Source organism: Pseudomonas sp. 01L34 (assembly GCF_056400265.1).
The window spans coordinates 677306-704206 of sequence record NZ_JBFTSX010000005.1 but is presented as its reverse complement, the minus strand read 5'-3'; the positions used below and the strand labels follow the sequence as shown (position 1 = coordinate 704206).

18 protein-coding genes are annotated in these 26901 nt (G+C 60.4%); 11 read left to right on the top strand and 7 right to left on the bottom strand.

All coding sequences use genetic code 11. The features are described 5' to 3' along the window. Positions 1-59 precede the first annotated feature (59 nt). Positions 60-1514 (top strand): TrkH family potassium uptake protein, encoded by a 1455-nt coding sequence (locus tag AC1DQM_RS18860; protein ID WP_018929928.1) that lies wholly within the window; start codon positions 60-62, stop codon positions 1512-1514. Here the strand turns inward: AC1DQM_RS18860 and AC1DQM_RS18855 are convergent. Beyond that, positions 1471-2532 carry an AraC family transcriptional regulator gene (locus AC1DQM_RS18855; RefSeq protein ID WP_477746665.1) on the bottom strand — a complete coding sequence of 354 codons (1062 nt, stop codon included), beginning with the start codon at positions 2530-2532 and terminating at the stop codon, positions 1471-1473. The genes AC1DQM_RS18860 and AC1DQM_RS18855 overlap by 44 nt on opposite strands. Positions 2533-2688: 156 nt before the next feature. Between AC1DQM_RS18855 and AC1DQM_RS18850 the strand changes: the two genes are divergently transcribed. Then, on the top strand, positions 2689-3000 hold the full coding sequence (locus AC1DQM_RS18850) for an Mpo1-like protein (protein ID WP_018929926.1): 312 nt from the start codon (positions 2689-2691) through the stop codon (positions 2998-3000). A gap of 101 nt (positions 3001-3101) precedes the next feature. Then, the gene (locus tag AC1DQM_RS18845) at positions 3102-3692 is read left to right on the top strand and encodes an HD domain-containing protein (protein ID WP_018929925.1); all 591 of its coding nucleotides are present in this window, start codon (positions 3102-3104) and stop codon (positions 3690-3692) included. Between the two features lie 146 nt (positions 3693-3838). On the opposite strand, the gene AC1DQM_RS18840 is transcribed toward AC1DQM_RS18845, so the two are convergent. Beyond that, complete coding sequence (locus AC1DQM_RS18840) at positions 3839-4654, bottom strand: UDP-2,3-diacylglucosamine diphosphatase (protein WP_018929924.1); 816 nt, start codon at positions 4652-4654, stop codon at positions 3839-3841. 149 nt (positions 4655-4803) lie between these two features. Here AC1DQM_RS18840 and AC1DQM_RS18835 point away from each other — a divergent pair, with 149 nt between their 5' ends. Continuing rightward, positions 4804-5562: a helix-turn-helix transcriptional regulator gene (locus AC1DQM_RS18835; protein WP_018929923.1), complete on the top strand. Its 759-nt coding sequence runs from the start codon at positions 4804-4806 to the stop codon at positions 5560-5562. Positions 5563-5683: 121 nt separating this feature from the next. After that, complete coding sequence (locus AC1DQM_RS18830; RefSeq protein ID WP_018929922.1) at positions 5684-6577, top strand: DMT family transporter; 894 nt, start codon at positions 5684-5686, stop codon at positions 6575-6577. Here AC1DQM_RS18830 and AC1DQM_RS18825 read toward each other — a convergent pair. From AC1DQM_RS18825 to recQ, 4 genes are all read right to left on the bottom strand, one after another. Then, complete coding sequence (locus AC1DQM_RS18825) at positions 6571-6858, bottom strand: Rdx family protein (protein ID WP_007895010.1); 288 nt, start codon at positions 6856-6858, stop codon at positions 6571-6573. The two genes, AC1DQM_RS18830 and AC1DQM_RS18825, sit on opposite strands and share 7 nt — an antisense overlap. A gap of 66 nt (positions 6859-6924) precedes the next feature. Then, positions 6925-8727 carry a motility hub landmark protein FimV gene (locus AC1DQM_RS18820; protein WP_477746664.1) on the bottom strand — a complete coding sequence of 601 codons (1803 nt, stop codon included), beginning with the start codon at positions 8725-8727 and terminating at the stop codon, positions 6925-6927. Between the two features lie 127 nt (positions 8728-8854). Next, complete coding sequence (locus AC1DQM_RS18815) at positions 8855-9289, bottom strand: MarR family transcriptional regulator (protein WP_018929920.1); 435 nt, start codon at positions 9287-9289, stop codon at positions 8855-8857. Positions 9290-9408: 119 nt separating this feature from the next. Continuing rightward, complete coding sequence (recQ, locus tag AC1DQM_RS18810; RefSeq protein WP_028939960.1) at positions 9409-11535, bottom strand: DNA helicase RecQ; 2127 nt, start codon at positions 11533-11535, stop codon at positions 9409-9411. A 284-nt stretch (positions 11536-11819) separates the two neighbouring features. On the opposite strand from recQ, the gene AC1DQM_RS18805 reads away from it, so the two are divergent. From AC1DQM_RS18805 to AC1DQM_RS18780, 6 genes are all read left to right on the top strand, one after another. Then, positions 11820-12407, top strand: coding sequence for a UPF0149 family protein (locus AC1DQM_RS18805; RefSeq protein ID WP_007938492.1), 588 nt, complete (start codon positions 11820-11822; stop codon positions 12405-12407). A gap of 10 nt (positions 12408-12417) precedes the next feature. Next, entirely contained in the window at positions 12418-12813 is a 396-nt protein-coding gene (locus AC1DQM_RS18800) for a YbaN family protein (RefSeq protein WP_477746663.1), read from the top strand. Positions 12814-13058: 245 nt separating this feature from the next. Next, the gene (lapG, locus tag AC1DQM_RS18795) at positions 13059-13766 is read left to right on the top strand and encodes a cysteine protease LapG (protein WP_064619589.1); all 708 of its coding nucleotides are present in this window, start codon (positions 13059-13061) and stop codon (positions 13764-13766) included. 23 nt (positions 13767-13789) lie between these two features. Then, positions 13790-15730, top strand: coding sequence for a cyclic di-GMP receptor LapD (gene lapD, locus AC1DQM_RS18790; protein WP_477746662.1), 1941 nt, complete (start codon positions 13790-13792; stop codon positions 15728-15730). 139 nt (positions 15731-15869) lie between these two features. Continuing rightward, positions 15870-18902, top strand: a complete 3033-nt coding sequence (locus AC1DQM_RS18785) for an Ig-like domain-containing protein (RefSeq protein ID WP_477746661.1) — start codon at positions 15870-15872, stop codon at positions 18900-18902. Between the two features lie 432 nt (positions 18903-19334). Beyond that, positions 19335-19703 carry a DUF6124 family protein gene (locus AC1DQM_RS18780; protein WP_477746660.1) on the top strand — a complete coding sequence of 123 codons (369 nt, stop codon included), beginning with the start codon at positions 19335-19337 and terminating at the stop codon, positions 19701-19703. 240 nt (positions 19704-19943) lie between these two features. On the opposite strand, the gene AC1DQM_RS18775 is transcribed toward AC1DQM_RS18780, so the two are convergent. Then, the gene (locus AC1DQM_RS18775; RefSeq protein ID WP_477746659.1) at positions 19944-26333 is read right to left on the bottom strand and encodes a retention module-containing protein; all 6390 of its coding nucleotides are present in this window, start codon (positions 26331-26333) and stop codon (positions 19944-19946) included. Positions 26334-26901: the final 568 nt, after the last annotated feature.

Here is a 26901-nt window from a genome sequence, read left to right as displayed (position 1 = left end):
ACATGCCCTGCCCCGCAGGTAGAATGGCGCCCTTCCCTACTTCAGCCCGAGCGGACTTCATGGCGTTGCCGACCTTACGGATCATTGGTTTCATCATCGGCATCTTCCTGATCACGCTGGCCATTTCCATGGCCGTGCCCATGGCTACCCTGGTGATCTTCGAGCGCACCAGCGACCTGCCGTCATTCCTCTGGGCCAGCATGATTACCTTTGTCGCCGGCCTGGCCCTGGTGATTCCAGGGCGTCCCGAACACATCCATCTGCGCCCGCGAGACATGTACCTGCTGACCGTCAGCAGCTGGCTGGTGGTGTGCATCTTCGCCGCCCTGCCGTTCCTGCTGACCCAGAACATCAGCTACACCGACTCATTCTTCGAAAGCATGTCCGGCATCACCGCCACCGGCTCGACGGTGCTCACGGGCCTGGACACCATGTCCCCCGGCATCCTGATATGGCGCTCCTTGCTGCACTGGATCGGCGGGATCGGCTTTATCGGCATGGCGGTCGCGATTCTGCCATTGCTGCGCATCGGTGGCATGCGGCTGTTTCAGACCGAGTCGTCAGACCGTTCCGAAAAGGTCATGCCCCGTTCGCACATGGTGGCGCGCTTGATCGTTGCGACCTACGTCGGCATCACCATTTTCGGCAGCCTGGCGTTCTGGTGGGCCGGGATGAGCCCCTTCGATGCGATCAACCACGCGATGTCGGCGATTTCCACCGGCGGGTTTTCCACCTCCGACCAGTCTTTGGCCAAATGGCCGGAGCCTGCGGTGCATTGGGTCGCGATCGTCATCATGATTCTCGGCGCCTTGCCGTTCACCTTGTATGTCGCCACGTTACGCGGTAACCGTCGGGCGCTGATCAAGGATGAACAGGTGCAAGGCTTGCTCGGCATGTTGCTGGTGACCTGGCTGGTGCTCGGCACCTGGTACTGGTGGACCACCCAGTTGCACTGGCTGGACGCCTTGCGGCATGTGGCGCTGAACGTCACTTCGGTGGTGACGACGACAGGTTTTGCACTGGGGGACTACAGCCTCTGGGGCAACTTCTCGCTGATGCTGTTCTTTTACCTGGGGTTTGTTGGCGGCTGCTCGGGTTCGACCGCTGGCGGGATCAAGATTTTCCGCTTTCAGGTGGCCTACATTCTGCTCAAGGCCAACCTTAACCAGTTGATTCACCCGCGCGCGGTGATCAAGCAGAAGTACAACGGCCACCGTCTCGACGAAGAAATCGTACGTTCGATCCTGACCTTTTCGTTCTTTTTCGCCATCACCATTTGCGTGATCGCTCTACTGCTGTCGCTGCTCGGCGTGGACTGGATGACCGCCCTTACCGGTGCGGCCAGCACGGTGTCCGGCGTCGGCCCGGGGTTGGGCGAAACCATTGGCCCGGCGGGTAACTTCGCCAGCCTGCCGGATGCCGCGAAGTGGATTCTCTCGTTCGGCATGCTGTTGGGTCGGCTGGAGATCATTACGGTGTTTGTTCTGTGTATCCCTGCGTTCTGGCGTCACTGACCGGCTTGAGCGCTTCCGTCAGCCGCGCCCGGTATTCGCCGGGGGTGGTGTCGAACCAGCGTCGGAAAGCGCGGAAGAAGTTGCTCGGATCGGCAAACCCCAGCAGGTAGGCAATTTCCAGCAGCGTCATGCTCGGTCGCGCCAGGTATTGCTCGGCCAGTTCACGCCGCGTGTCATCCAGCAACGTCTGAAAACTCGTGCCCTCTTCCTGCAAGCGTCGCTGCAAGGTGCGTTGCGACAGGTGCAGCGCCTGCGCTACCGCATCGCGCTTGGGTTCGCCTTGGGGCAGCAAGCGGCACAACACCTGCCGCGCATTGTGGGTCACGCGGCTCTCGGCAAACCGCGCCAGGTATTCACCGGCAAAGCGATCGTGCAGCAACGCCATGGCCTCGTTGGCGGTGGGCAACGGTGCCTCCAGGTCAGCGCGCTCGAAAATCAAGGCGTCATAGGGCGCATTGAACATCATCGGCGCGTGGAAGGCTTGCTTATACGGTTCGAGGTCGGCGGGCTGATCGCCCTGCAGCAGCACTTTGCGCGGACACAGCGTGCGCCCGGTCAGCCACCCGCAAAACGCCAGGGCACAGGCCATCGATGCTTCAGCGCTTTGTCGGGTCGGCGGCAAGTGGTCGCCATGCACCGTCAGAATCAGCGCATAACCCTCGTCCAGTATGCGAAAACTCAGATCGGCACTTTCGGCGATGATTCGCTGATAACGCACCAGACGTTGAAAGCCTTCGGCCAGGGTTCGACTGGACATCAAGGCATAACCGGCAACGTGCAGGGACGCCGGTCGCACCACCTTGCCCATGTTCAGGCCGATCGCCGGGTTGCCGGACAACTCGACCGCGCGCTGCCAGAGCCGCGTCATGGAATCTTGCGGGAAGCGCGCATCCGGATCATCCAGTGCCGCATAGTCGAGCCCTAGCTGCTTGAACAAAACCCGGCAATCCAGGCCGTCCATTTCCAGTGCTTTGACAATCCCCATCGCCCAGCTTGCAGAAGTCGTTCGTTCGCTCATGGCGTTTACTACGTGATGGCCGCATGCCACGACCCAATGCCCAAGGATACTAAAGTGGCGCCTATTGTCACTGGCTGATGCCTATGATCACTCTAGACTTAAATAGGCTACCCGCAGCGCAACTTGTTGCCTGCACACACCACAGAGATCGCAGTCGTGGAAAACATCAAACGTTTCAACAGCTTCGCTGCGTTTTACCCGTATTACCTCAGCGAACACCGCAATAGCACTTGTCGACGACTGCACTTTGTCGGCACCACGCTGGTTATTGTCATTCTGGCGCTGACCATCGCCAAAGGCGCATGGTGGCTGTTGCTGGCCCTGCCGCTGGCCGGTTACAGCTTCGCCTGGGTCGGGCATTTCTTCTTCGAGAAGAATCGTCCTGCAACCTTTCAGCATCCTCTTTACAGCCTGCTCGGCGATTTCGTCATGTACCGCGACATGATTGCAGGTCGCGTGCCGTTCTAGGCTCCTTTGGCCACAAAAGCGTCCTGTGCAGCCAGTGCAGCGCTCTGGATCCAAGCCCTACACTCCAAACATCCCTTTCGATAAGAACAAGAGGATAGCCGATGAATGCCCGCGCCCGTTTTACCCACATGCAGGACGGCACGCAGGAAGACTGGGCGATCATCGCCACAGACTTCAGCGCCTATGCCCGGCAATTGCCTACAAGGATCGTGGCGCATTTGAAGTTACTGGAAGGTGATTTCGGCGGATTCCCGGTGGATCGCCTGACCCACTCGCTGCAAACCGCCAGCCGCGCCTGGCGCGATGGCCGCGACGAAGAGTACGTGGTCTGCGCTTTGCTCCATGACATCGGCGACACACTGGGGTCCTACAACCACCCGGACATCGCCGCGGCGATTCTCAAGCCGTTCGTCAGTGCCGAGAACCTGTGGATGGTGGAGAAACACGGGATTTTCCAGGGCTATTACTTCTTCCATCACCTGGGCATGGACCGGCATTTGCGCGAGCAATTCAGCGCTCATCCGCAGTATCAGGCGACCATCGAATTTTGCGCCCGGTACGACGCGGCGGCGTTTGACCCGGCATACGACACGCTGCCGCTGAGCTTTTTCGAACCGATGATGGAGCGGTTGTTTGCGCAGCCGAAGCATTCGATCTACAAGGCGGCGATGGAGGAACAAGAGCCAGCCTGACCCCACACTGTGGCGAGGGGGCTTGCCCCCGTTGGGTCGCGAAGCGGCCCCAAAACCATTATCCCTAGATCGTGTGTGTAGGTTTTACGACTGCTGCGCAGCCGAACGGGGGCAAGCCCCCTCGCCACAAAGGCTAAACCTCCGGTTTAAGCTGGTTCTGCGACTTTAATTGCCTTCAATTCCGCCTCCCGCGCTTGGGCATCGGCCAACCGATACAACTCGATCGAGCCGTCCCAATGCTCGATCAGCGCCGTGCACGATTCCACCCAATCCCCGCAATTGAGGTAGTCCACCTCACCAACCTTGCGAATTTCGGCATGGTGAATGTGCCCACACACCACGCCATGCAACTCGCGTTTGACGCATTCGTGGGCAATGGCTTCCTCAAAATCGCTGATGAAACTGACGGCGGTCTTGACCTTGTGCTTGAGGTACGCCGACAACGACCAATAGCCGTAGCCATAACGGGCCCGCCAATGGTTGAGCCAGCGGTTGAGGGTCAGGGTAAATTCGTAGGCCGAGTCGCCGAGGAACGCCAGCCAGCGGTGATAGCGAGTAATCACGTCGAACTGATCGCCATGAATCACCAGCAGATGACGACCATCGGCGGTCACGTGCACGGCTTCGTCCACCAGCTGGATATTGCCCAGCATCAGTTTCGAATAACGGCGCAGGAATTCGTCATGGTTGCCGGTGACGTAGATCACTTCCGTGCCGCGCTTGCTCATGGTCAACAGGCGACGAATCACGTTGGTGTGCGCCTGGGGCCAATACATGCCGCTACGCAGCTTCCAGCCGTCGATGATGTCTCCGACCAGGTAAATCCTGTCGGCATGGTAGCCCTTGAGAAACTGCGACAGGTGTTCGGCCTGGCAGTCCCGTGTGCCCAAATGCACGTCGGAAATCCATAAGGTCCGCACACGTTGCTTACGGCTGGGTTTGGCGAGCTCGGCGCTGGTCATGGGCAACCCTCTGGACAAGTTTTGGCAAGCTTGCGCCGGTCGGGTTAATTGCCCATGACAATCGCAAGTCAGTCCTGTGACAACGCGCGAACGCAGGGCCTCGGTGTAGACTGGCGGCTTCACTCATCAATATCGCCACGAGACCTGCGATGAGACCGATCCTCACCCTGCGCCAATACACCCACGACCTGATCGTCCACAGCCACGACCACGCGCAACTGGTATTCGGGCTGTCGGGGGCACTGGATTTCGAGGTCGAGGGGCTTGGCAGTCAGGTGGTTCAGCAGAGTTTCGTGGTGGTGCCGTCCGGGGCGCATCATGCCTGCGACAGTGCCCATGGCAGCCGTTGCCTGGTGCTGGATGTGCCGAGCGATCAGTGGGTGTCTCAGTCGCTGGGGGACCACGCCGAGGCCAGCCGCCGCTTGCTCGACAATGCCGGGCGCCTGTCGCTGGACGCCGGGCAAAGCCAATTGGTGAGCTGGCTGGCGGGCAGCCCGATCAGCGATCCGCTGATCGCCCAACAAGGCGCGGTGTTGCTGCTGGCCAGCCTCAACAACGCCAAGCCCGACACGGTCGGCGGTCGGCGTCTACCGTATGCGGCGCTCAATGCTCACATCGATCAATACGCGGCCTATCCACTGCAAGTCGCCGACCTGGCGCGCATTGCCGGCCTGTCCAGCGCTCGCTTGCACGCGCGGTTCGTGGCGGAATGCGGGCAAACGCCGATGGACTACATCCGCAGTCGCCGGCTGCACATCGCCGTGCGCTTGTTGCGCGATTCGGCGCTGCCCATTGGCGAGATCGCGTGTCGGGTCGGCTACAGCTCCCAGAGCGCATTCGCCGCAGCAGTGCTGCGTGAGTTCGGCGCCTCACCCGGTAAATTGCGCCGCGAGGCTGGCGACAAATGACGCGAGTCTGGCGACAGACACCCGCAAGCACATCGTTCATTGTGTAGGAGTTGCCGAAGGCTGCTCCTACACAGGTCGACGGTGTCGTCGGCCAGATTCGATACGTTATTCAAGGACTGCAATGACTCCCCGTACCGCCCTTGGCGCTCTGCATATCGGTGCACTGATGTTCGGCCTGACCGGCGTGTTCGGCAAACTTGCCGCCGCCTCACCGGCGATCATCGTGTTCGGTCGTGCCGCGTTTGCCGTCCTCGCCCTGGCGTTTTTCGCCCGGTTCGCCAGTAATACCCGTTGGCAGGCACTCGACGCCGTGGACTGGCGCCGCCTGTTGCTCAGCGGCTTGCTGCTGACAGGGCACTGGGTGAGTTTCTTCATTGCGGTGAAGGTGGCCGGGGTGGCGATCGCGACCCTGGGCTTTGCCAGTTTCCCGGCGTTTACCGTGATCCTCGAAGGGCTGATTTTCCGCGAGCGCATCCGCGCCAATGAAATCTTGCTGGTGGTGCTGGTCAGCATCGGTTTGGTACTGGTCACACCGGACTTCGATCTGGCCAGCGGCGCCACCACCGGCCTGTTGTGGGCAGTGGCCTCCGGCCTGCTGTTCTCCCTGCTGTCCCTGACCAACCGCGCCAGCTCCGGGCGAATCCCGCCGGTGCAGGCGGCGCTGTGTCAGAACGTAGTGGTTGCGATCTGCCTGCTGCCGGTGGCGATGCCGCAGTTGAGCGAAGTACGCGCCATCGACTGGCTGTGGATTGGCCTGCTCGGGGTGTTCTGCACCGGCGTCGCTCACAGCCTGTTCGTCGCCAGCCTGGCGGTGATCAAGGCCCGGACCGCGTCAGTGGTGTTTGCCCTGGAGCCGGTTTACGGCATCACCCTGGCCTGGTTGTTGTTCGATGAAAACCCGACGCTGCGCATGCTGATCGGCGGCGCGTTGATCATCGTGGCCATCGTGGTCTCCAGCCGGTTGTCCGGCGGTTCAAGCCACAAGACCGTTGCCGCGCAAGCGCCGTCTCACTGAGTGCGGTCGTTGTGGCCCAGGTCGCGGTCCGGATCGATCTGATCGCGGACCCGCTGCTTGAGCACCTTGGCCTCGGGGAAACCGCCGTCGGCCTTGCGTTCCCAGAGCTGCACATCGTCGCAGAAAATGTGGAACACCCCGCCGGTGCCGGGCACCAGGGATACTTTGCCCAGGTCGTCGCCGAAGGTGCTGAGCAGTTCCTGGGCCAGCCAGGCGGCGCGCAACAGCCATTGGCATTGCGTGCAGTAGGTGATGACGATTTCCGGTTTACGTGCGGTCATGATTGGCAAAACTCCTCTGCCTGAGGGGTTGCCATAATAACCGCAAAGGCTGCGATCTTTTGATCTTCAGCGAATACCCGCCAACAGCGTTCGGGCCGTCTCCTTCAGTGGCTCGTCGCCTTCCTTGAGCAACTCGTTCAGCAGCTCGATGGCGCTGTCCAGGTCGCCGTCGTCAATGCAGGTCTGGGCCTGTTCGAGTTTGCCGGCGCTGCTCGGCTCGACCGGTTCAAGATCCATCAACTCAGCATTCAGCGGTTCTAGCTCCAGCGGCTGGCCGGGATCGCTGAATTCGTTGAGAAAGGTCTCGTCCAGAGATTGCGAGTCAGGTTCGGCGACCCATTCAAGCTCGGGCTCATCCAGCGTCGGCTCGTCGGGTATTTCGAAGACATCGGGCAACACATGCAGATTCGAAGTGAACCCGGGCTCGTCTGCCGGTGATGGCTCATTCGATGGTTTGGCGCTGGGCGGTGAGTTGTCGAAGGGGCTGATCAGGTCCCAGTTCGCATCCATCGACAGGTCGTCGAGGTTCAGCTGAAACTCATCGCTCGGTGCCGCTGGGATTGCAGGCGTGGACGGAGCCACTGCCACCGCGGTGGCCACCGGCACGGCATCGATCAGTTTCGGATGGCGGCTGCGGATGTCCTGAAGTTGCTGTGTGTCAAACCCGGCGTCACGCAGGCTACTTTCCTGCGCGTCATACGCTTGCACGTCACCCTGCTTACCAAGAACCTCCAGCAGCTGCACGGCCAGGTCGGTGCGCTGGGGTTCCTTGACCAACGCCTCTCGCAACAGTCCGGCTGCCTCGGACAATCGGCCATAGGCGAGGTAGATACTAACCCCCTCCAGCACGTCGCCTGCGACAGTCTCATCCGCCGAGCCGGCCACCGATCGCGCCTGGGTGGCTGGCCTGGCCGGTTCTGCCGTGCGGCTGAGCACCGGTTCATGACGCGACGGCTGCACGGGTAGCAGCTCGGGTAAGGCCTGAACCTGCTGTCGTTGACGGCGAATGAACACTGCGAGCGACACCAGGGCCACCAACGACAGCAACCCAATGATCAGCGGCCAATGGGATGCTTCGGACGTCTCGACAACCACCGGAACCGGCGCCGGCACCTCGGGTGCGGCAGGCGCCGCCGACGCCTGTTTGATTTCCGTCAGTTGGGTTTGCAGCTCAGTCACCTGTTTTTTCTGAACGGCGATCTGCTCGTCCTGCGCCTGCAGCTTCGCATTGAGTTCATCGATGGTCTTTTGCAGCTGCTGGTTTTGCAGCACGCTGGTGGCCAGTTGTTCGGCAACAGGATCACTCGCCGGCGTAGCGGCTGATTTATCGACATCAGGCTTGGGTGCCGAACTATTCACCACAGGTGACGGTGCAACAGCCGGTTCAACAGACGGGAACGCGGAATCCTGAGGGCTCGGCGCGGGGTCGTCGTTGACGGGAACAATCCCAGGTGAACCCGGCGGATCGATCAGCACGGTGTACTCGCGCAGCAAACGCCCATTGGGCTGATTGAGCTGCACCAGAAAATTCAGAAAGGGTTCCTTGACCGGCTTACTGGACGTCACCCGGATCAGGTTGCGGTTGCCCCGCAGGATCGGCGTGAACTTCAGGTTATTGAGGAAGAACACCCGCTCGACACCGGCGCGGCTGAATTCTTCCGCCGTCGCCAGGCTGACCGACAGCTCGCCCTCCTCCAGCCCCCCAACGTCCACCAGGGCGATATCGGCGCTGAACGGCTGGTTGAGCGCCGAATGCTGGGTGATGTCGCCCAACCCGAGCGCAGGAGCCAATGCCGAGTATGTGACAGCACCACCAACCAGCAACAACCTGGCGCAACACCGCAATACGACTTGCCAACTCTCGAGCATGAGCATCCCTTAATAACCAGAACCAACCTGTACGTGTTCGCACATCCGGTACGAACACTATATTGCCTAGTAGTTCTTTATAGTCTGCCCAACGGGGTATCTCAAAAGTCCGACGCGTGGTTGTGCCTCAAGATTTTTCCAGGTTGCCCAGGATGTGCGCGTGGACACGCATGCAGACCTTCAAATCCGCCTCATCAACGCCTTCGAACAATTCGTGGCGCAGTTGCGTGGCAATGGTTTCAATTTGTTCGATCAAGGGGCGGGCCGGGGCACAGAGGACGATTTTTTTCGCCCGACGGTCTTCCAGCACCGATTGGCGTTGCACCAGGCCCTGACTTTCCAGGCTATCGAGCAGTCGAGCCAGGGTAGGCCCTTCGACGCCGACGCTTTGCGCCAGTTCACGCTGGGTGGGAGCATCATCGAAACGCGCCAGGTGCAGCAGCACCAGCCAGCGCGCCTGGGACAGGCCCAAGCCAGCCAGTCGGCGGTCCAGTTCGGCACGCCAGCCCCGAGACATCTGGGCCAGTTGCATGCCAAAGCGGTGTTGATCGGTTAACGGCATAAAACACTCATGGTTAGACTGAAATAGAGAAAAACTAATTATTAGTCAGCTAAGCATGACCTTTGGCTATAGGCAAGGTTTGCTCTGTACTGAATCGTTACATCTGCGCGACAGATCATTCAAATTTCGAACTCCGACTGCAGCGCGGCACGAACGCAATACAAAACGCCTTCCGGCACCCGTCCTGCGAACAACGCGGCGATCTCCGCCACCGGCGGCAACTCGCCTTCGCCGTCGAGGAAGGCGTCCTGAACTTCGCCCATCAACTCTTCAGGCAGGTCCAGCGCCTGTTCCAGTGACAGCTGCTGCTTGCCGATGGCCTCGGCGAGCATCGTGTAGACGTTCTTTTCCGAGCATTGCAGCTGACCGGCGATCTGCAGCGGTGTCATGCCGGCCCGGGCCAGCGTGATCAACTCGTGGCGCACATCGGCCACCACTTTCGGCGCCTCGACCTGACCGCCGAGCACTTCGAGGAAAGCCTCGCCGTAACGTTCCAGTTTGCGCGCGCCGACACCGCTGACCGTGGCCATTTCCGCCAGCGAGGTCGGCTGGCTGCGGAGCATTTCCAGCAACGTCGAATCGGGGAAGATGACATACGGCGGCACGCCATGTTCTTCGGCCAGTTTGCGGCGCAAGGCACGCAGGGCTTCCCACTGTTCGCGCTCCTCGAAGCGGACCAGTTGGCTCGCCTGGCTCTTACTGCTTTTGGCGGTGGTTTGCGGCTTGAGGTCGCGGCGCAGTTCCAGGGTCACTTCGCCCTTGAGCAGCGGCCGGCAGGTATCGCTCAGGCGCAGCCCGCCGTAGCCTTCGAGGTCGATGTCCGCCAGACCGCGAGCAACAAGTTGTCGGAACAAGGAGCGCCATTCACTTTCGCCCAGCGCTTTGCCTACGCCGTATACCGACAAATGCTGATGACCGAAACTGCGGACCTTTTCGTTGTCCTTGCCCAGCAACACGTCCACCAGATGGCCGACGCCATAACGCTGACCGGTGCGGTAGATCGCCGACAGCGCCTGGCGGGCCGGCTCGGTGGCGTCCCAGGTCTGCACGCCGTCGACACAGTTGTCGCAGTGGCCGCAGGGCTCGGGCATGTCTTCGTCGAAGTACGCCAGCAGGGTCTGGCGGCGGCAGCGGGTTTCTTCACAGAGCGAGAGCATGGCGTCGAGCTTGTGCTGCTCCAGACGCTTGTGGCGTTCGTCGCCTTCGGAGTTTTGCAGCATCTGCTTGAGCATCACCACGTCTTGCAGGCCGTACGCCATCCAGGCATCCGCCGGCAGACCGTCACGACCGCCGCGACCGGTTTCCTGGTAATACGCCTCAAGGGACTTCGGCAAGTCGAGGTGAGCCACAAAACGCACGTTGGGCTTGTCGATGCCCATGCCGAACGCCACGGTGGCGACCATGATCAGGCCTTCCTCGTTGAGGAAGCGCTTCTGGTGATGCGCCCGGGTTTCGTTGGCCAGACCGGCGTGGTACGGCAGCGCCGGGAAGCCTTGTTCACTGAGGAACACCGCCACTTCGTCGACCTTTTTGCGCGACAGGCAATAAACGATGCCGGCATCGCTGCGCCGCTCGGCGAGGAACGCCAGCAACTGCTTGCGCGGCTGCTCCTTGGGCACGATGCGATAGAAAATATTCGGGCGGTCGAAACTCGACAGGAAACGCTCGGCATCCTGCAAATGCAGACGATCGACGATTTCTTCCCGGGTGCGCTTGTCGGCGGTGGCGGTCAGGGCGATGCGCGGGACGTTGGGGAACAATTCCGCCAACTGACCCAGTTGCAGGTATTCGCGGCGGAAGTCGTGGCCCCATTGGGACACGCAATGCGCTTCGTCGATGGCGAACAAGGCGATTTCGAGGCTTTGCAGGAAGGCCAGCATCCGTGGCTGCACCAGGCGCTCGGGCGCCAGGTAGAGCATTTTCACCTCGCCGCGCTTGATCCGTGCAGCAAGATCACGCTGCTGCTCGGCGCTCAGGGTGGAGTTCAACGACGCCGCGGCGACGCCCAGCTCTTCGAGGGTGGCGACCTGATCGTCCATCAGCGCGATCAGCGGCGACACCACCACCGCCAGGCCTTCGCGCAGCAGCGCCGGCACCTGGAAGCACAAGGACTTGCCGCCCCCGGTAGGCATCAGCACCAGGGCGTCGCCGCCACTGGCCACGCGCTCAATGATTGCACCCTGACGGCCACGGAAACTGTCGTAGCCGAAGATGTCCTTGAGGACGCGTTGAGCCTGTTCGAGCATAAAAACTCCAAAAATCACCGAAACATCCCTGCAAGGCTGGTTCAGAACCACGAAAGCTGCACAAACAAATCGTAAGTACGCATTGCATGACGCTGCATATTTCAGCCGTGACGCCAGCAGGGCATCACAAAACGCGCGAGTATACCCGAGCCCTCCCCTGCAAAGGGCGCCGCTGATAAGACGCACGCAAGCCAACCGCGGGAGCAAATATGCCGCGCGGCTGGCCTGAGCGCTCAAGAAGGCCTAGAATTCCCGCATCGTATATTCCCCAAGGTAGCCCTTTAATGTCCTTCGCTGAGCAACTAACCCGCCTGCAAGTCTTCCTCGACGCCGACGAGCTGCATGACGAGGCGCTGGACTACGTGGCCGCCCACGGCTACCTCACTGCGCTGTCGATCTGCTCCGAAAGCGTTCCCGATCGCGAATGGATCGACGCGCTGTTCGCCGAAGAGCCGCATTACGCCGACGACACCGAGCGTGAAGCGATCGAATCCACCCTGGTGCTGCTCAAGGCTCACATCGCCCGCCAACTGGCGTCCGACGAAGAGTTCGAGCTGCCTTGCGACCTCGACCTGGGTGATGACCCGGACGATTCCGACCTGCGCGGCTGGTGCATCGGTTTCATGGAAGGCGTGTTCCTGCGCGAAGCCGCCTGGTTCGAAACTGCCGAAGACGAAGTCAGTGAAATGCTGCTGCCGATCATGGTCGGTTCGGGTCTGTTCGACGAACAGCCTGAGTTCTCCGACATCGCGGCCGACGCCAACCTGATGGACGACATGATCGTGCAAATCCCGGAAGCCCTGACCGCGCTGTACTTGCTGTGCAACGCGCCAGACGAAAAACCGGCGATCCTCAAGCCACGTCACCACTAAGGTTTTGCCTATGGACAACCCCATAGGCAACCGCCCCCTGATGTTGCGCTACGTGCTGCTGGCCATCGGCTGGCTGAGCGTAGTGCTGGGGGTGATCGGGATTTTCCTGCCGGTGCTGCCCACCACACCGTTCCTGCTGTTGGCGGCAGCCTGCTTCGCCCGCAGTTCGCCGCGTTTCTATCACTGGCTGGTTGAACATCCACGGCTTGGACCCTGGATTCGCGACTATCTGGACGGCAACGGCATTCCGCTCAAGGGCAAGGTCTACACCATCGGGTTGATGTGGACGAGCATCCTGTTCTCCTGCTACCTGGTGCCCCTGCCGTGGGCGCGCGGGTTCATGCTGACCAGTGCGGTGCTGGTGACGGTTTATATCCTCAAGCAGAAAACCCTGCATAAACCCTGATTCCCCTCTGTGGCTCGAGGGCTTTTGTGGCGAGGGGGCTTGCCCCCGTTCGGCTGCGCAGCAGTCGTCAATGCGGCGTGTCGGAGAAGGTTGGGTTGCAGGTTTTGGGGCTGCTTCGCAACCCAACGGGGGCAAGCCCCCTCGCCACACAAAACAACCCGCCGACATCCTTTCGTCCGACGACCTACCCGACCGCCCCGTAAACACCGCCTAGACTTCAGACATCTGCACCCGAGCAGCCAGACATGCCCCGCAGTCCGCGTAGTCCAGGATGGTCAACGCTCCGACTTCGGTTCGGCGGATGGCTGCTGCTGGCGAGTTTTCTACTGGCCGGGTTGGGCAGTGCCTGGGCCGACTGGGATTTTGCGCAGGTTCTGCAAACGGCCGAAAAACGCTACGGCCCCCTTGGCGAGGCACAGGGACGGATCGAGGCCTGGAGCCAAATGCTGCAAAGCGAACGCAACCAGCCTGAGCGCGAACAACTGAACGCGGTCAATCACTTCTTCAATCAGCGACTGAGTTTTCAGGATGACACGCGCATCTGGCATCAGACCGATTACTGGGCCACGCCCGTGGAGTCCTTGATCAAAGCCGCAGGCGACTGCGAAGACTTCGCCCTGGCGAAATACTTCAGCCTGCGTCACCTCGGGATTCCCAGCGAAAAACTACGCATCACCTACGTCAAGGCCCTGACCCAGAACCAGGCGCACATGGTGTTGACCTTCTACAGCAGCCCCACGGCCGATCCGCTGGTGCTGGACAACCTGATCGACGAGATCCGCCCCGCCTCCCAACGCAAAGACTTGCTGCCGGTGTACGCCTTCAACGCCGAAGGCCTGTACTTGCCGGGAGCCAATGGTGGTAAACGCAGCAGCGACTCGAAAAAACTGTCGCGCTGGCAAGACGTATTGAAAAAGATGCAAATCGAAGGGTTCGCCGTGGGCGAAGGCTAGCCGCCACTGCAAGGAGTGTTTTCATGTCACTGCGCAAACAGTTGTTCCTCGCCATTTGCCTGTTCTTGCTGGTGGCCTTCAGCGGCAGTTTTTTTGTCAGCCTGGAAAGCTCCCGTGAACAGATGCTCAGTCAGTTGCGCTCCCACGCCCAGGACGCCGCCACGGCGCTGGGCCTGTCGTTGACCGCGCAGATCGACGACCCGGCGATGATCGAATTGATGGTCAGCTCGATTTTCGACAGTGGCTATTTCAGCAGCATCCGGGTCATCAGCATCGAGAATGAACAAGTGCTGGTGGAGCGCAGCGTACCAGCGCAAATCGAGGGTGTACCCGGCTGGTTCGTCAGTCTGGTGAACCTGCGCCCACAAGGTGGCGATGCACTGGTCACGCGTGGCTGGGACCAGGCAGCCCGGGTCGAAGTGCTGAGCAACCCGCAGTTCGCCCTGGCCAAACTCTGGGACAGCTCCCTCGGCAGCCTGATCTGGCTGCTGATTTGCGGATTACTCAGCGCCGTGTTCGGAGGCTGGCTATTACGCCGGCAATTGCGCCCGCTCGACAACATGGTCAAACAGGCTGAAGCCATCAGTAAACGCGAGTTCCGCAGCTTGCCAAAATTGCCGCGTACGCCGGAGCTCAAACGCGTGGTGCTGGCCATGAACCAGATGGTCGAAAAACTCAAAGCGCTGTTCGCCGAAGAGGCCGCGCGCAGCGAAAAACTGCGCTCCGAATCCTATCAGGACAACCTTACGGGCCTGGCCAACCGGCGCTTGCTGGATGAACAACTGGCCGACCAATTACTGGATTCCGAGCAAAGCCGCGACGGTCATTTGCTGATGCTGCGGATCAACGACCTGATCGGCCTCAATCAACGCCTGGGTGGCCAGCGCACCGATGCCCTGATCAGCGCCGTCGGCGAGTTGCTCAAGCGCCTGACGCAACCTGCAGAACGTCGTACCTGGCTCGCGGCGCGCAATCGCGGTGGCGAATTCAGCTTGCTGACGCCGGGTCTGGACAGTAGGGGAGCCGCGCGCCTGGCCTCCGAAATCAGCGCCACCCTGGAAAACCTGCGCCTGACCGGCGCCAGCGACTGCATGCCCGTGGCGCATCTGGGCATCGTCGCCTACCACCCGGGCGAACCGGCAAATGATGTGCTGCTGCGCCTCGACCAAGCGCTGACCCAGGCCCGGCAACATCCCGAGCGGCCATGGATATACCAGGCCCAGGTCGATACTGCGCCGAATCACTCTCAGCATGATTGGCGCAACTGGATCGACGATGCGCTGACCGAGGGCAAGATGCAGTTGTATTTCCAACCAGTGGTGCAATGCGCCGACACCAGTCAGGTGCTGCACCACAAAGTCCTCGCGCGCTTGCTCGACCCGCAGGGCGAGGCCGTTGCCGCCGGGCATTTCCTGCCGTGGATCGAACGCCTCGGCTGGTCGGCGCGGTTCGATCTGGCGATGCTCGAAACCACCCTCGAATACCTCGCCGCCAACCGCTGGCCGCTCGCGTTGAGCCTGTCCGGCAGCACCCTGCGCGACCAGACCCAGCTGAAACTGATCTGCGACATACTCGAATCATTGCCGGAACTGGCGCCTCTGCTGACCCTGGAAATCGACGAACGCCAACTGCCGCCCCCCGAAGAACTGCAACGCCTGAGCCACAGCCTGCTCAACACCGGTTACCGCATCGGTCTGCAGCATTTCGGCGGCAGCTTCAGCCAGATCGGCAACCTGACGCAGCTGGGGTTGGCGTACTTGAAAATCGATGGGGCGTACATTCGGGGTATCGATGAGCAGAGTGACAAGCGGTTGTTTATCGATGCGATATACCGGGCGACCAACAGCATTGATCTGCCGTTGATTGCGGAAATGGTCGAGACCAAAGGGGAGCTGGAGGTGATTCGGGAGTTGGGGTTGTTTGGGGTGATGGGGCGGTTGATTGGGCCGCCGGAGCCGATGTGAGCGGTACGACCGCTCGTCTAAAACCGGTGTGCACCTGTCAGATCTGACAGTAGGCAAATACTCACGCCGACTATCTAATCCTTCCGTATCGGTGCCGCCCAATCGGGAAGCCGGGCGCCTCTAAGGAAGGTACGCATTCATGAACAGCCCCCTGACAAACGCTGATCTCGCCTCCAATGGACAAGTCATTGTATTCCCGCCCGATCGCGGCATCGGCGTGCTGGCCGTAGACCCGCCCTACCCGCCGGGCTACAAACCGCAGAGCGACGGTGCGTTGGGGATCAACATCAACATCAACATGGTGCACGGCGACCGAGACGGTTTGCTGGTTTACATCCTGGCCTATCTGAACATGGCCATCGGCGACTACATCAAGGTTTACATCGAAACAAAAAACGCGTCCGTCGCTGAATTTTCCGTCACCGAAGCCCACTTCGATGCCGAAGGCAACGCGAAAAACATTCCTTTCTATATTTCCGCCACAGACATGGAAGCCAGGTTTGCGCCGCTGCTATCGGAGAACAAGCAATTCTGGTTCGAAGTTGAGCGTGTGAGCGGAAACGACACCGAACAATCGCCACCTGTGCCGCTGTTTTATAAATACCCGGCGCCGGGTGAACCGGACACAGACGGCGGAAAACCCTTCAACCAGGGCCTCAAGCTGCCCGTCGCTTCGGAATCCGTCATTGATAAAACCGTGGTCAATGAAGGTATGTTCGTGACCGTTCTGGCGTATTACAACCAGAAAATCGGTGATGTGGTCGTCCTTGCCTTTGGAACGCTGCTCCTCGAGTCCACCGTCACTGCGTTGGGTGACGTGGTCTTTGAATTGACACCTGAAATGCTCGCCAGTTTGCCGCCTGGCAATACGGTGATCGTGCGCTGGGAAGTGTTCGATGTCGTGAAGAATTCGAGCGGCTGGTCGGATTCGCTGATCCTGGTTTTCAAGCCAGGGATAGTGCTGCTGACCGCACCGATTTTTGAACAGGCCGATCCCGACGATGTGGTTCATCACGATTGGCTCGTGGGCGGTACCCTGCGGATACTGGTCACCGGTGTGTTTGCAAAAGATGAACTGCTCGAACTGACATTTGAAGGGATCACGAATGGTGGCGACCTGGCCACCCACACCTTCAGCAGGACGCTGACTGCCGCGACCAGAACCGTGGTCTTCGAGGTTCCCAATGAGTGGGTTCGCAACCTGATCCGAGGCTCGGCGCAGGCGTTCTATCAAGTGGTCAGAACAGGCAACCCTCAACCATCGAAACACGCGGGTATCACCATCACCGGTACGTCCCTGCCATTGGGCCTGCCGATGGTCGAGCCGCTGGAGAGCAACGATACCCTGCCAGCGGATACGACCTTGGCGAAGGTGGAGTTCGCCACGTATTGGCCCATGAAAGCGGGCGCGAAGGCCGAATTATGTTGGCAAACCATTGACTCGGACGGTATTGCGATCCTGTTTATTTTCCAACTGATCGTCACCGACCCGACGCTGCCGCTCATCTTCCAGGTGCCAACCAAATACATAGCCCCTTACGCCGGTGCCCCATTGACGCTGCAATGCAAAATCACCAACCCGGGTAAAGTCGAGGTGGTTTCCGATCTGCTGGGTTTAAAGATTGGGGATGAGAAAGACATCGTCCTCGAGCCGCCGTTTCTGGTAGGAGTCCCCCAGCCGATTCACCCCTTGGACGGGGAGCGGACGATAAGGGCCGAATTCCTCACGGCGATAAAGGAAGACCGGGCGAGACTGATACACATCAAGGCGCCAAACGACTCGCCACTGTTCTCGCTTATTCCTTTGAACCAAAACAAACGCGCCAACTGGGTGCTCGACCCTCGGTTTCTTGTTGCCAACCAGGGAAAGACGATACAACTGCGCTGGAACTTGAGGCGCAACGGGAAAAAAGCCGCTTCATCCCCGGCTGTGGAAATTGTGATCGCCCCGATCGCCCCCGAAGACAGTCGGCTTCCGACGCCCCGGATCAGCGGAGTATCCGGGATTGTGGAAGTAAAAAAACTGACGGCTGCCAATGAACTGGTAGTGGATGAGTGGCCGGGGCAACGTTCAGGACAACCTCAATACCTGATGTTTGAAGGAACCAACACCCAAGGTGAAGTGGTTCGGCATGAAGCCCTTAAAGGCGAACTGACGGGTACCGAGAGGGGCCTGAGACTGGCATTGCCGCTCGACTGGCTTCGCAATCTGAAAGATGAAACCACCTTACACATCTTCTTCCAGGTGAATGTGAACCGAGAGCCTGACAGGGAAACGGCCGTAGCATTTCCCGGGCAAGCGTATATCGTCGATTCGCTGATTGAACTACAGCCGCATATCGATGCGCTGAAAGACCCGCAGGGTCGTGATATTCCACAAGGCGACACTACGATTGCCACCACTATCACCGTACACGGGCATGCAAGCATCCAGGAGCAAGTCGAGATTCTGGTGAATGGCGTGGTGGAGGCGACGGTAACGACAGACGCTAACGGCGATTTTTCGGAGCCCGTGAAGGTTGCCAAGTATGACGCGCTGAACACAATCCGGTTACGAGCGAAGTACGGCGATAACCTGATATCACACGAACGATCTTTCACCCTGCGCCGACCGCTGCAAGTTAACCAAACCACTATGAACCTGCACGGACTCAGGATTGAGATGGGGTGGCAGAAAGTGGGGCCTGATTTCCCGGGCAATACCGAAAATCGTCCCGCATCCTATGGAGTTCCCCCGATCCGCTACACCTCCAGCAATCCGGCTCAGGTCTCGGTCGATGCAAATGGAAAGGTCACCGGTCTTCGTAACGGCGGCGCGTACATCACCGCACAGGATCGATTCAGCACCCTTACCTACTATGTGGACGTGAAGAACGTTTTTGTCGCGGCATCCGCTGGAGTGGCCATGACGTTGACCAATTCTGTCAACTGGATGATCTCTGTTCCGGGCTCCATGCCACTGTCTGATCTGTGGTCACTTATAGTGCTGGTCTATGGACCTTCACACACCTGGATTCTGGGCAATTCAGTTAACTGGATGCTCGACTCCAGAGGGTGCCCCCCGGGCTATTCGCTCATCTACCAACATGGCAATGGCAACGGTCCCGGAATAGTTCCCGGGAATGCGCCCCCGCATGTGGTCTGGAACCCGTGGTGCGCCAGACCTTATTGAGAGAGAAACGAGGAAAAGGGGACATTTGTTCATCTGCCCTGCCTCTACTCCAACACCTGAGTGAGAAATAAACAGCGATGTTTAAAAGACATCTCCAGACACTCACTCAGGCTACACATCCTTGCGCCGTTGCCTACGACTGCGCCAGAATCCGCCGGCTTGCGCGCTTTGGGGGCGGGTTCTATCGTTTCGCGGTCGCTGACGAATCAGCGATCGGGTTTCGCAGCCCGGGTCAATCAAGGCGCACTGCGCCACCGTTCCCTTTCAGTTGGCGCTTCTTTTCGTCAACTGGATTGCGTTATGGCGGCTGTGCGCGGGAGATCTTCGGGTCTGCCGGGTTCCTTGATTCCCGGTCTGCGAACCTGCGTACAGCTGCCACCTCCCTCGTTTCGCAGCGAGCAGTGACAGCTCCATTAATCAAGGAGCTTCAACATGTTCAAAATCACACCCAACCCACCCGAAACCGACGACGTTTCCCCCTACGAAACCCCGGACTCCAAAAAACTCAACGAAGCCGCCGAGCGCGCCCTCGATTACTACCTCAAACCGTCCGCCCCCAAGCCCCCACGCAAGCCGAGCACGATTTACACCGTTGCCCCGGACATCGACATCGAAGAACTACTGGCCAATGCCTGCGAGTCCTTTGCCTCGGCCAAGGTGATCGCCAGTGACTGCGCCGGGTTTCTGGAGGGGCCGCAGCGCAATACGATACTGGGCGTCGCGCAACTCATCATGTTCGGGGAGCTGGCGGTGAATCGGGCGCTGGATAGTCTGGAGCTGAAGGCTGACCCGGCCCTGTAACCTGATCCCTGTGGCGAGGGGGCTTGCCCCCGTTGGGCTGCGAAGCGGCCCCCAAAACCTGCAATCACTGTCTGTCTGGCAAACTGCATGTACAGGTTTTACGACTGCTGCGCAGCCGAACGGGGGCAAGCCCCCTCGCCACATGAGGTGTATCCGGGCATAGGGCCGGTAGATAAATCCTCAACCAACAAAAAACCCGCCATCCCCTTTCACCGGGATGGCGGGTTTTGTCGTTTCAGATCACACCGTATCTACCTTCAACGAATGGTCATTGAGCATGCCGTTGATGATGGTCGCAGTGTCCGCCCCGCCGGCAATCACACCATTCGCTCCGGGGGTGACGCCGTAGTGGCTGGCCAGGTTCACACCGGCCAGGTCGATGGTCTGGCTCGGCGTGGCGCCGGCCATGGCGCTGATGTCGATGCTGGTGACCAGGGTCGCGCCGCTGCCGGTGACTTTGAAGTGCAGGTAGTCATCCAGCGATGCCGCGGTGCCGTTCTCGCCTTGCAGCAGTTGCGACAGGTCGAGTTTGTCGGTGCCCGGGGTGAAGTCGGTGATGACGTCGTGGCCGCTGTTGCCTTTGAGCCACTGGAAGGTGTCGGCACCGCTGCCGCCGGTGAGGGTGTTGTCGCCCAGGCCGCCGATCAGGAAGTCGTCGCCGCCCCCGCCGTTGAGCACATCGTTACCCAGACCGCCGTTGATGATGTTGCCGTTGTTGTCGCCCGTGAGGCTGTCGTTGAAGTTCGAGCCCGTGAGGTTTTCGATGCCGGTCAGGGTGTCGGTGCCTGCGCCAACGGTGTTTTGCGCGGTGAGCAGGCTGAGGTCGACAGTGACGCCGGCGGTGGCATGGGCGTAGCTCGCGGTGTCGTTACCGGTGCCGCCGTCGAGCCAATCGTTGCCCGGCCCGCTGAACAGCAGATCGTTGCCGGCACCGCCGTGCATCTCGTTATTGCCTGAGCCTGCGGTGAGCACGTCGTTGCCGTCACCCGCATTGATAATGTTGTTGCCGGTGCCCGCGATCAACACGTCATCGCCCGAGGTGCCGGTCAGTGTATGGCCGGCCTGATAGGTGATGTCGACTGCCGCGCTGTCGCTGCCGCCGTGGTTGTCGCTGGCGGTGTAGGTGCCGTGGAAGTCTGGCGTGGAGTCCTGGGCTCCGGCGTAGTTGACGGTCATGGTCAGTTGATAGTTTTCCGCCCCCTTCCCGCTGTTGCCAGGTCCCCCGTCGTCGATGTTGGTGATGTGGATCTGGTACGTGCCGTCCGCCGTGGCGGTGATGGTCTGGCCATCGGCGAGAGCCATGTAAGCGCCGCCATTGACCGAGTACTCCATGGTGATGTGGCCGGCCGCCAGGTTGTGGTCCAGGTTGAGGGTCTCGCCCTGTTTGAGGTTGACGGTGATGCGGTCCTCATCGTTGGTATTGTTGGTGCTGACCGCCCCCAAGGCCCCGCTGACCACCAGCATGGCGGTCATGGCGGCAGCGTTGGCGACGAATGCACTGCGGGCGATAGTCACGGCCTGGACGTTATTGCCGGTGAAACTGAAGCTCGAGTTGGTGCCGGTAAAGTCCGCCCCCTTGGCCGTCCAACCCGTGTTGAAGGTAGTCGGCGATGCCGTGAGCGCATCACCGTTGGGGTCGGTGTCGTTGGCCAATAGCAGCTCGCCCGGCACCACGATACTGCCCGACAGCACGTTGGTGATGATGTGATCATCGACTGCCACCGGTGGCGAATTCGGAATCACGTTGACTGTCAGGGTCGAACTGGTGAGGTCGCCGTCGTTGTCGCTGGCGGTGAAGCCGATGTTTTCGGTGATCTGCACGGCCGTGGTTTTCTGCGAGGTGTAGGTGTACTCGCCGGTGTCGAGGTTCACCAGCAGCGTGCCGCTGTTGTTGGTGGCGATGCTCAGGGTGTTGTCGACGGTGTTGAAGGTGCCGTGGTTGGCGCCGCCGCTGAAGTTCAGCGAACCCTGATTGCTGTTGGCTTTCGGGTCGTAGGTATAGGTGGTGCCGTCGACCGTGAGGGTTTTGATGAAACCGCCATCGGCGCCAAATGTACCGCCCTCGCCCAGCAACGAACCGGTGACCGGCGCACCTTGCACGGTGCCCGAAAGTACCGAGTTGAGTTGGTTGAGGTCGGTCACCACCACAGCGTTGGTGTCGGTGTGCGTGCTGCCGTCATAGGCCACCGGATCGAGGCTGGCGTTATTGACGCCGCTGCCCAGGCCGATGGCGTAGTTCTTGATGCCATTGGCGTCGAGGAAGGCTTTGAGCGCGATCTCGTCCGCAGTGCCGATGTCGCCTTCGTTGGGTTTGCCATCGGAGAAGAAGTAGCCGACGTTCTGCGCCCCGATGAGTTTGCCCGAGGTGTCGAATGCGGTTTCCATGGTTGCCACGGCCGCGTCGTAGTTGGTGCCGCCACCTGCCGTCAGCGTAGCGATGATCGACTTGGCCGTCGCCACATCGACCCAGATCGACGTCTGGTCGGTGGCGCTGCTGCTGAAGGTGACGATCTGTACCTTCACGTCACCCAGATTGTCGTACTTGTCGAGCAGCGCGCTGATCGCCTGCTTGGCCAGGTCCAGCCGCGACAGGCCCGATACGCCGGAGGGGTCGTCCATGCTCCCGGATACATCGATCACCAGCATCAGGTTGGAGTCGATCTGCACTGCCGGCACCGAACGGTCCGAGGCGACGGCGTGAGGCACGTCATCGACGATGCTGACCACAAGGGTGCCGGTGGTACTGTTGCCCAGCGCATCGGTGGCTTTGTAGGTGAAGCTTTCGTTCAGGGTGTTCGCGCCGTCGTTGGCGTTGGGCGAAGTTTTCGGCGCCGAGGTCAAGGTGTACGTGTAGGAACCGTCGGGATTGAGCAGGATCTGCCCGTAGGTGCCGGTGGCGCTGCCGACCAGGGTGTAGGTGATCGCGCCGGTGGCGCCAGAGACCGAGCCTGCCAACGTACCTGAGCCGGTTTCACCGGTGTTGCCGGGCTCGCTGCCGGTGACGCTGCCCGCCGCCAGGTCCTGGCCGTCCTTGGTCAGATCCAACGCTTTTTCGTAGACGGTCACATCGGTATCGGTGGCGGCTACGAGGCAGTTGTTGGAGACGTCAACAGTGATCGTGGCGGTGCTTTCATCGCCGTCGGCATCGCGCACGGTGTAGGTGAAGGTGTCCGTGGCGCCCGCTTCGCCGACCGAATTCGGGTTGCTGTGGTACACCGCATTGCCGCTGGCATCCAGGGTCAGGTAGCCGTAAGCGCCGTTGATTTGCGTGTTCAAGCCGCCGATGGCCGAAGTCGAGGTGTCGCTGCCGGCACGCACGCCGACCACTGCCCCACCCAAGGCCGGGCCATCAGCGCCGAGCACATCGTTGTCCAGCACATTGCCGCTGACCGTGCCGCCCTCCACCACCGAAACCGAATCGCAATGGGCCGTCGGCACGTCATCGACGATGTTGATCACGATGGTACTGGTGACGCTGTTGCCCAGAGAATCGGTGGCCTGATAGGTGAAACTTTCGCTCAGGGTATTCGCGCCGTCGTTGGCATGCGGCGTGGTCGTGGGCGCAGAAATCAGGGTGTAAGTGTAGGAACCGTCCGGGTTGACCAGGATTTGCCCATAGGTGCCGGTGGCGCTGCCGACCAGGGCGTAAGTAATTGCACCCGTGGCGCCAGTGATTGAACCGACTAATGTGCCGGAGGCGGTTTCACCGGTGTTGTCAGGCTCGCTGCCGATGACGGTGCCCGCCGCCAGGTCCTGGCCGTCCTTGGTCAGATCCAACGCCTTTTCGTAAACGGTCACGTCGTTATCGGGGGCCACCACGAGGGAACAGTTGGAGATGTCGATGGTGATGGTCGTGGTGCTTTCATCGCCGTCGCCATCGCGCACGGTGTAGGTGAACACGTCCGTGGCGCCCGGTTCACCGACCGAGTTCGGATTGCTGTGGTACACGGCGTTGCCGTTGGCATCCAGGGTGAGATAGCCGTAAGTGCCGGTAATGTGCGTGTTCAAGCCACCGATAGCCGAAGTCGAGGTATCGCCGCCGGCGCGCACGCCAACCACCGCGCCACCCAAGGCCGGGCCGTCAGCACCGAGCACATCATTGCCCAACACATTGCCACTAACCGTGCCGCCTTCCGCCACTGAGACGACATCGGCATGAGCGGTTGGCACGTCATCGACGATGTTGATCACGATGGTGCTGGTGACGCTGTTGCCCAGGGAGTCGGTGGCCTGATAGGTGAAACTTTCGCTGAGGGTGTTCGCGCCATCGTTGGCGTGAGGTGTAGTCGTCGGAGGCGAGGTCAGGGTGTAGGTGTAGCTGCCGTCCGGATTGAGCAGGATTTGCCCGTAGGTTCCGTTGGCGCTGCCGACCAGGCTGTACGTGATGGTGTCGCTGGTGCCGGTGACTGAACCCACCAGCGTGCCGGAGGCGGTTTCGCCGGTGCTGCCAGGCTCGCTGCCGATGACCGTGCCCGCTGCCAGGTCCTGCCCGTCCTTGGTCAGGTCCAGCGCTTTTTCATTAACCGTCACGTCGGTGTCAGTGGCAGCTACGAGGGTGCAGTTGGCCACATCGATGGTAATGGTGGTGGTGCTTTCATCGCCGTCGGCATCGCGCACGGTGTAAGTGAACACATCGGTCGCGCCAGGGCCGTTCACGGCATTTGGATTGCTGTGATAGACCGCATCGCCGTTGGCATCCAGGGTCAGGTAGCCATAGGTGCCGTTGATTTGACTGTTCAAGCCACCGATGGCTGAAGTCGAGGTGTCGCTGCCGGCGCGTACGCCGACCACCGCGCCACCGAGTGCCGGCCCGTCGGCGCCGCCGATATCGTTGCCCAGCACGTTGCCCGAGACCGTCGCGCCTTCGGCCACTGAGGCGTGATCAGGGTTGGCGGTGGGCAAGTCATCGACGATGTTGACGTTGATCTGGCCCAAAGCCGTGCTGCCGTCGACGTCAGTGGCGACGACATTGAGGTTCTCGGTGATGCTGTTGGCGCCGTTGGCGTTCGGGTGGGTTTCGTTATCCACCAGGGTATAGCTGTAGCTGACCACGCCAGTCGCACTGTCGTAACCGGTGACGGTCAGCGTGCTGCCAAGCGGAGTGACGATCGACTGCGGGAAGCCTGCGGCCACGCCACCGGTGACCACCGCGATGCCGCCCACCGTCAGGGTTTGCAAACCGTCGAGCGCGGTGACGGTGAAGGTGCCGCTCTGGGTCAGCGCCGGTGTGTTGGGGCTGCTGCCGTCGCTGAGGTTTTTTTCGTAGACGGTCAGTTCGCCGCCGTTGACGTTCAGGCCATCGAGCGTCACCAGGTCGTCGTTGTTATGGATGTTCAGCACCAGCGTCGCGGTGCTGGTATCGCCATCGGAATCGGTAAGGGTGTAGACGAAGTTTTCGGTGCCGTTGCCACCGCCGTGCAGGGCTTTGAAATCGGCGTCGCTGGTGTTAAGGGTGTAGGTGTACGTGCCGTTGGCATTGAGTACCAAGGTACCGAACGTCCCGGTGAAAGTACCGCCGATGATCGGCCCGCTGTCGGGGCCGGTGGCAATGCGGTCGGCGCCCTGGACGTCGTTGGGCAGCACGCTGCCGGTCAGGGTCAGCAGGGTTTCCGATGCGGTATGGGCGTTGCTGTCGTCGATGGCCTTGGGCACATCGTCGGTGATATTGACGTCCAACGAACCGGTGGCGGTATCGCCGTTACTGTCGTTCGCAACCACAGTGAATTGTTCACTGAGATTGTTGGTGCCGTCACCGGCTGAATGGGTTTCGTTGCCGACCAGGGTGTAGCTGTAACTGACCACGCCGGTGGCCGGGTTGTAGCCGGTGATCGTCAGGGTGTTGCCCAGTTGAGTGGTGATCGACTGAGGAAAACCGATGGGCACCCCGCCACTGATCACGCTGATCCCGCCGATGCTCAGGCTGCTCAGCCCGTCGGGCGCAGACACGGTGAACGTGCTGTGCTGAGTCAGCGCCCCCGGGTTGCTGGCCGACCCGTCCGCCAGGTTGGCTTCATTGAGGGTCAGTTCACCGCCCGCCACCGACAGGCCGGTGAGGATGACCGGGTGATTCGGCACGTTCGCGGCAAACGGCGTAACGATGCCTTTATCGCCGTTGTCCGTCGCAGCGTCCCGGCGCTCCAGGGGGAATTCGGGAATACCGTTGAAGCCGGCGGTGGGGAAACCAATCGTGGGATCGACCCGCCCGCCCACTTCCTCCAACAGCACAAAACTGTGGCCACCACCCAGCGCACCACCGGGCGCGCCCGTTGCGCCCGGTCCGGCGGCGGTGGCCTCAGCGGTCTGGGTCGGGTCGGCACCGGCGGCAATGGCTTTTTGCAGTTGCTCGACATCGGTCAGTTGCGCCTGGCTCGGCGTTACCGCATCAGTGGTCTCCACATGCGGCACCTGGTGCGCCAGTAACTGGGCATTCATTTGCAGGCTGCTGTCACGCCCCAGCGTCAGCTCCTGGCCATTTTGCATATGCACCGCCACCGCCCCTTCGGCCCCGGTGACCAGCTGCTCGCCGGCAAACAGCCGATCGCCCTCGATCAGTGCCCGTCGAGTGCCATCACCCGCCACTACATACACCTGACCGATGACCTTACTGACGATACCGATGAGCGTTGCCATGTGCATTCCTCCGCTGCCAACTGCTGTCGGCATCCTGTTTGCGCGAAGAAACGTGCTCATGGTTCAAGCAGGTTGCCCGAGACCCGCGTGCCGGAAAGCGTTTACCTGAAGTAAACCGCTGCCTCCCGACACTCTCGCCAGGCGTGTCGTTCGCGAGGGGGGTGTCTTGGGATCGGGATAAAACCCTCTGCAATCAATGGCATCGGGACCCACTTCCAAAACGACCGGCCTGCAAACGCATGCGTAACGGTTCTGAATCACTCGAGTGACAAAAAAATGTCGCCTCTAAACCGTCTCGCTCTCCTCCCCTCCAGCACTTCTTCGCCCTGTGTCGAAAAGTGAATGGAACTTTCCAAAACCCTGTTGATGCTCCAGAAAGCCAATAAAACAAAGGCTTTCGCATTGAACAATGTGCTGGTTTTTTCAGGCCGCATAAGTTTTTTTTGGCATAGCCCTTATGAAAAATTTTTCTTAGCTACGCTTCAGGATGTTCTTAGCTCTGTTGTTACAGGCATGAAACGGTTTCATCTAAAAATATCGTCAAAAAAATGGCGACCGCTAAGCACCA

Excerpts from the sequence above, each read along its gene's own strand:
- AC1DQM_RS18860 (WP_018929928.1), top strand. The coding sequence starts at position 60 with ATGGCGTTGCCGACCTTACGGATCATTGGTTTCATCATCGGCATCTTC.
- AC1DQM_RS18855 (WP_477746665.1), bottom strand. The coding sequence starts at position 2,532 with ATGAGCGAACGAACGACTTCTGCAAGCTGGGCGATGGGGATTGTCAAA.
- AC1DQM_RS18845 (WP_018929925.1), top strand. The coding sequence starts at position 3,102 with ATGAATGCCCGCGCCCGTTTTACCCACATGCAGGACGGCACGCAGGAA.
- AC1DQM_RS18840 (WP_018929924.1), bottom strand. The coding sequence starts at position 4,654 with ATGACCAGCGCCGAGCTCGCCAAACCCAGCCGTAAGCAACGTGTGCGG.
- AC1DQM_RS18835 (WP_018929923.1), top strand. The coding sequence starts at position 4,804 with ATGAGACCGATCCTCACCCTGCGCCAATACACCCACGACCTGATCGTC.
- AC1DQM_RS18830 (WP_018929922.1), top strand. The coding sequence starts at position 5,684 with ATGACTCCCCGTACCGCCCTTGGCGCTCTGCATATCGGTGCACTGATG.
- AC1DQM_RS18825 (WP_007895010.1), bottom strand. The coding sequence starts at position 6,858 with ATGACCGCACGTAAACCGGAAATCGTCATCACCTACTGCACGCAATGC.
- AC1DQM_RS18820 (WP_477746664.1), bottom strand. The coding sequence starts at position 8,727 with ATGCTCGAGAGTTGGCAAGTCGTATTGCGGTGTTGCGCCAGGTTGTTG.
- AC1DQM_RS18815 (WP_018929920.1), bottom strand. The coding sequence starts at position 9,289 with ATGCCGTTAACCGATCAACACCGCTTTGGCATGCAACTGGCCCAGATG.
- recQ (WP_028939960.1), bottom strand. The coding sequence starts at position 11,535 with ATGCTCGAACAGGCTCAACGCGTCCTCAAGGACATCTTCGGCTACGAC.
- AC1DQM_RS18805 (WP_007938492.1), top strand. The coding sequence starts at position 11,820 with ATGTCCTTCGCTGAGCAACTAACCCGCCTGCAAGTCTTCCTCGACGCC.
- AC1DQM_RS18800 (WP_477746663.1), top strand. The coding sequence starts at position 12,418 with ATGGACAACCCCATAGGCAACCGCCCCCTGATGTTGCGCTACGTGCTG.
- lapG (WP_064619589.1), top strand. The coding sequence starts at position 13,059 with ATGCCCCGCAGTCCGCGTAGTCCAGGATGGTCAACGCTCCGACTTCGG.
- lapD (WP_477746662.1), top strand. The coding sequence starts at position 13,790 with ATGTCACTGCGCAAACAGTTGTTCCTCGCCATTTGCCTGTTCTTGCTG.
- AC1DQM_RS18785 (WP_477746661.1), top strand. The coding sequence starts at position 15,870 with ATGAACAGCCCCCTGACAAACGCTGATCTCGCCTCCAATGGACAAGTC.
- AC1DQM_RS18780 (WP_477746660.1), top strand. The coding sequence starts at position 19,335 with ATGTTCAAAATCACACCCAACCCACCCGAAACCGACGACGTTTCCCCC.
- AC1DQM_RS18775 (WP_477746659.1), bottom strand. The coding sequence starts at position 26,333 with ATGGCAACGCTCATCGGTATCGTCAGTAAGGTCATCGGTCAGGTGTAT.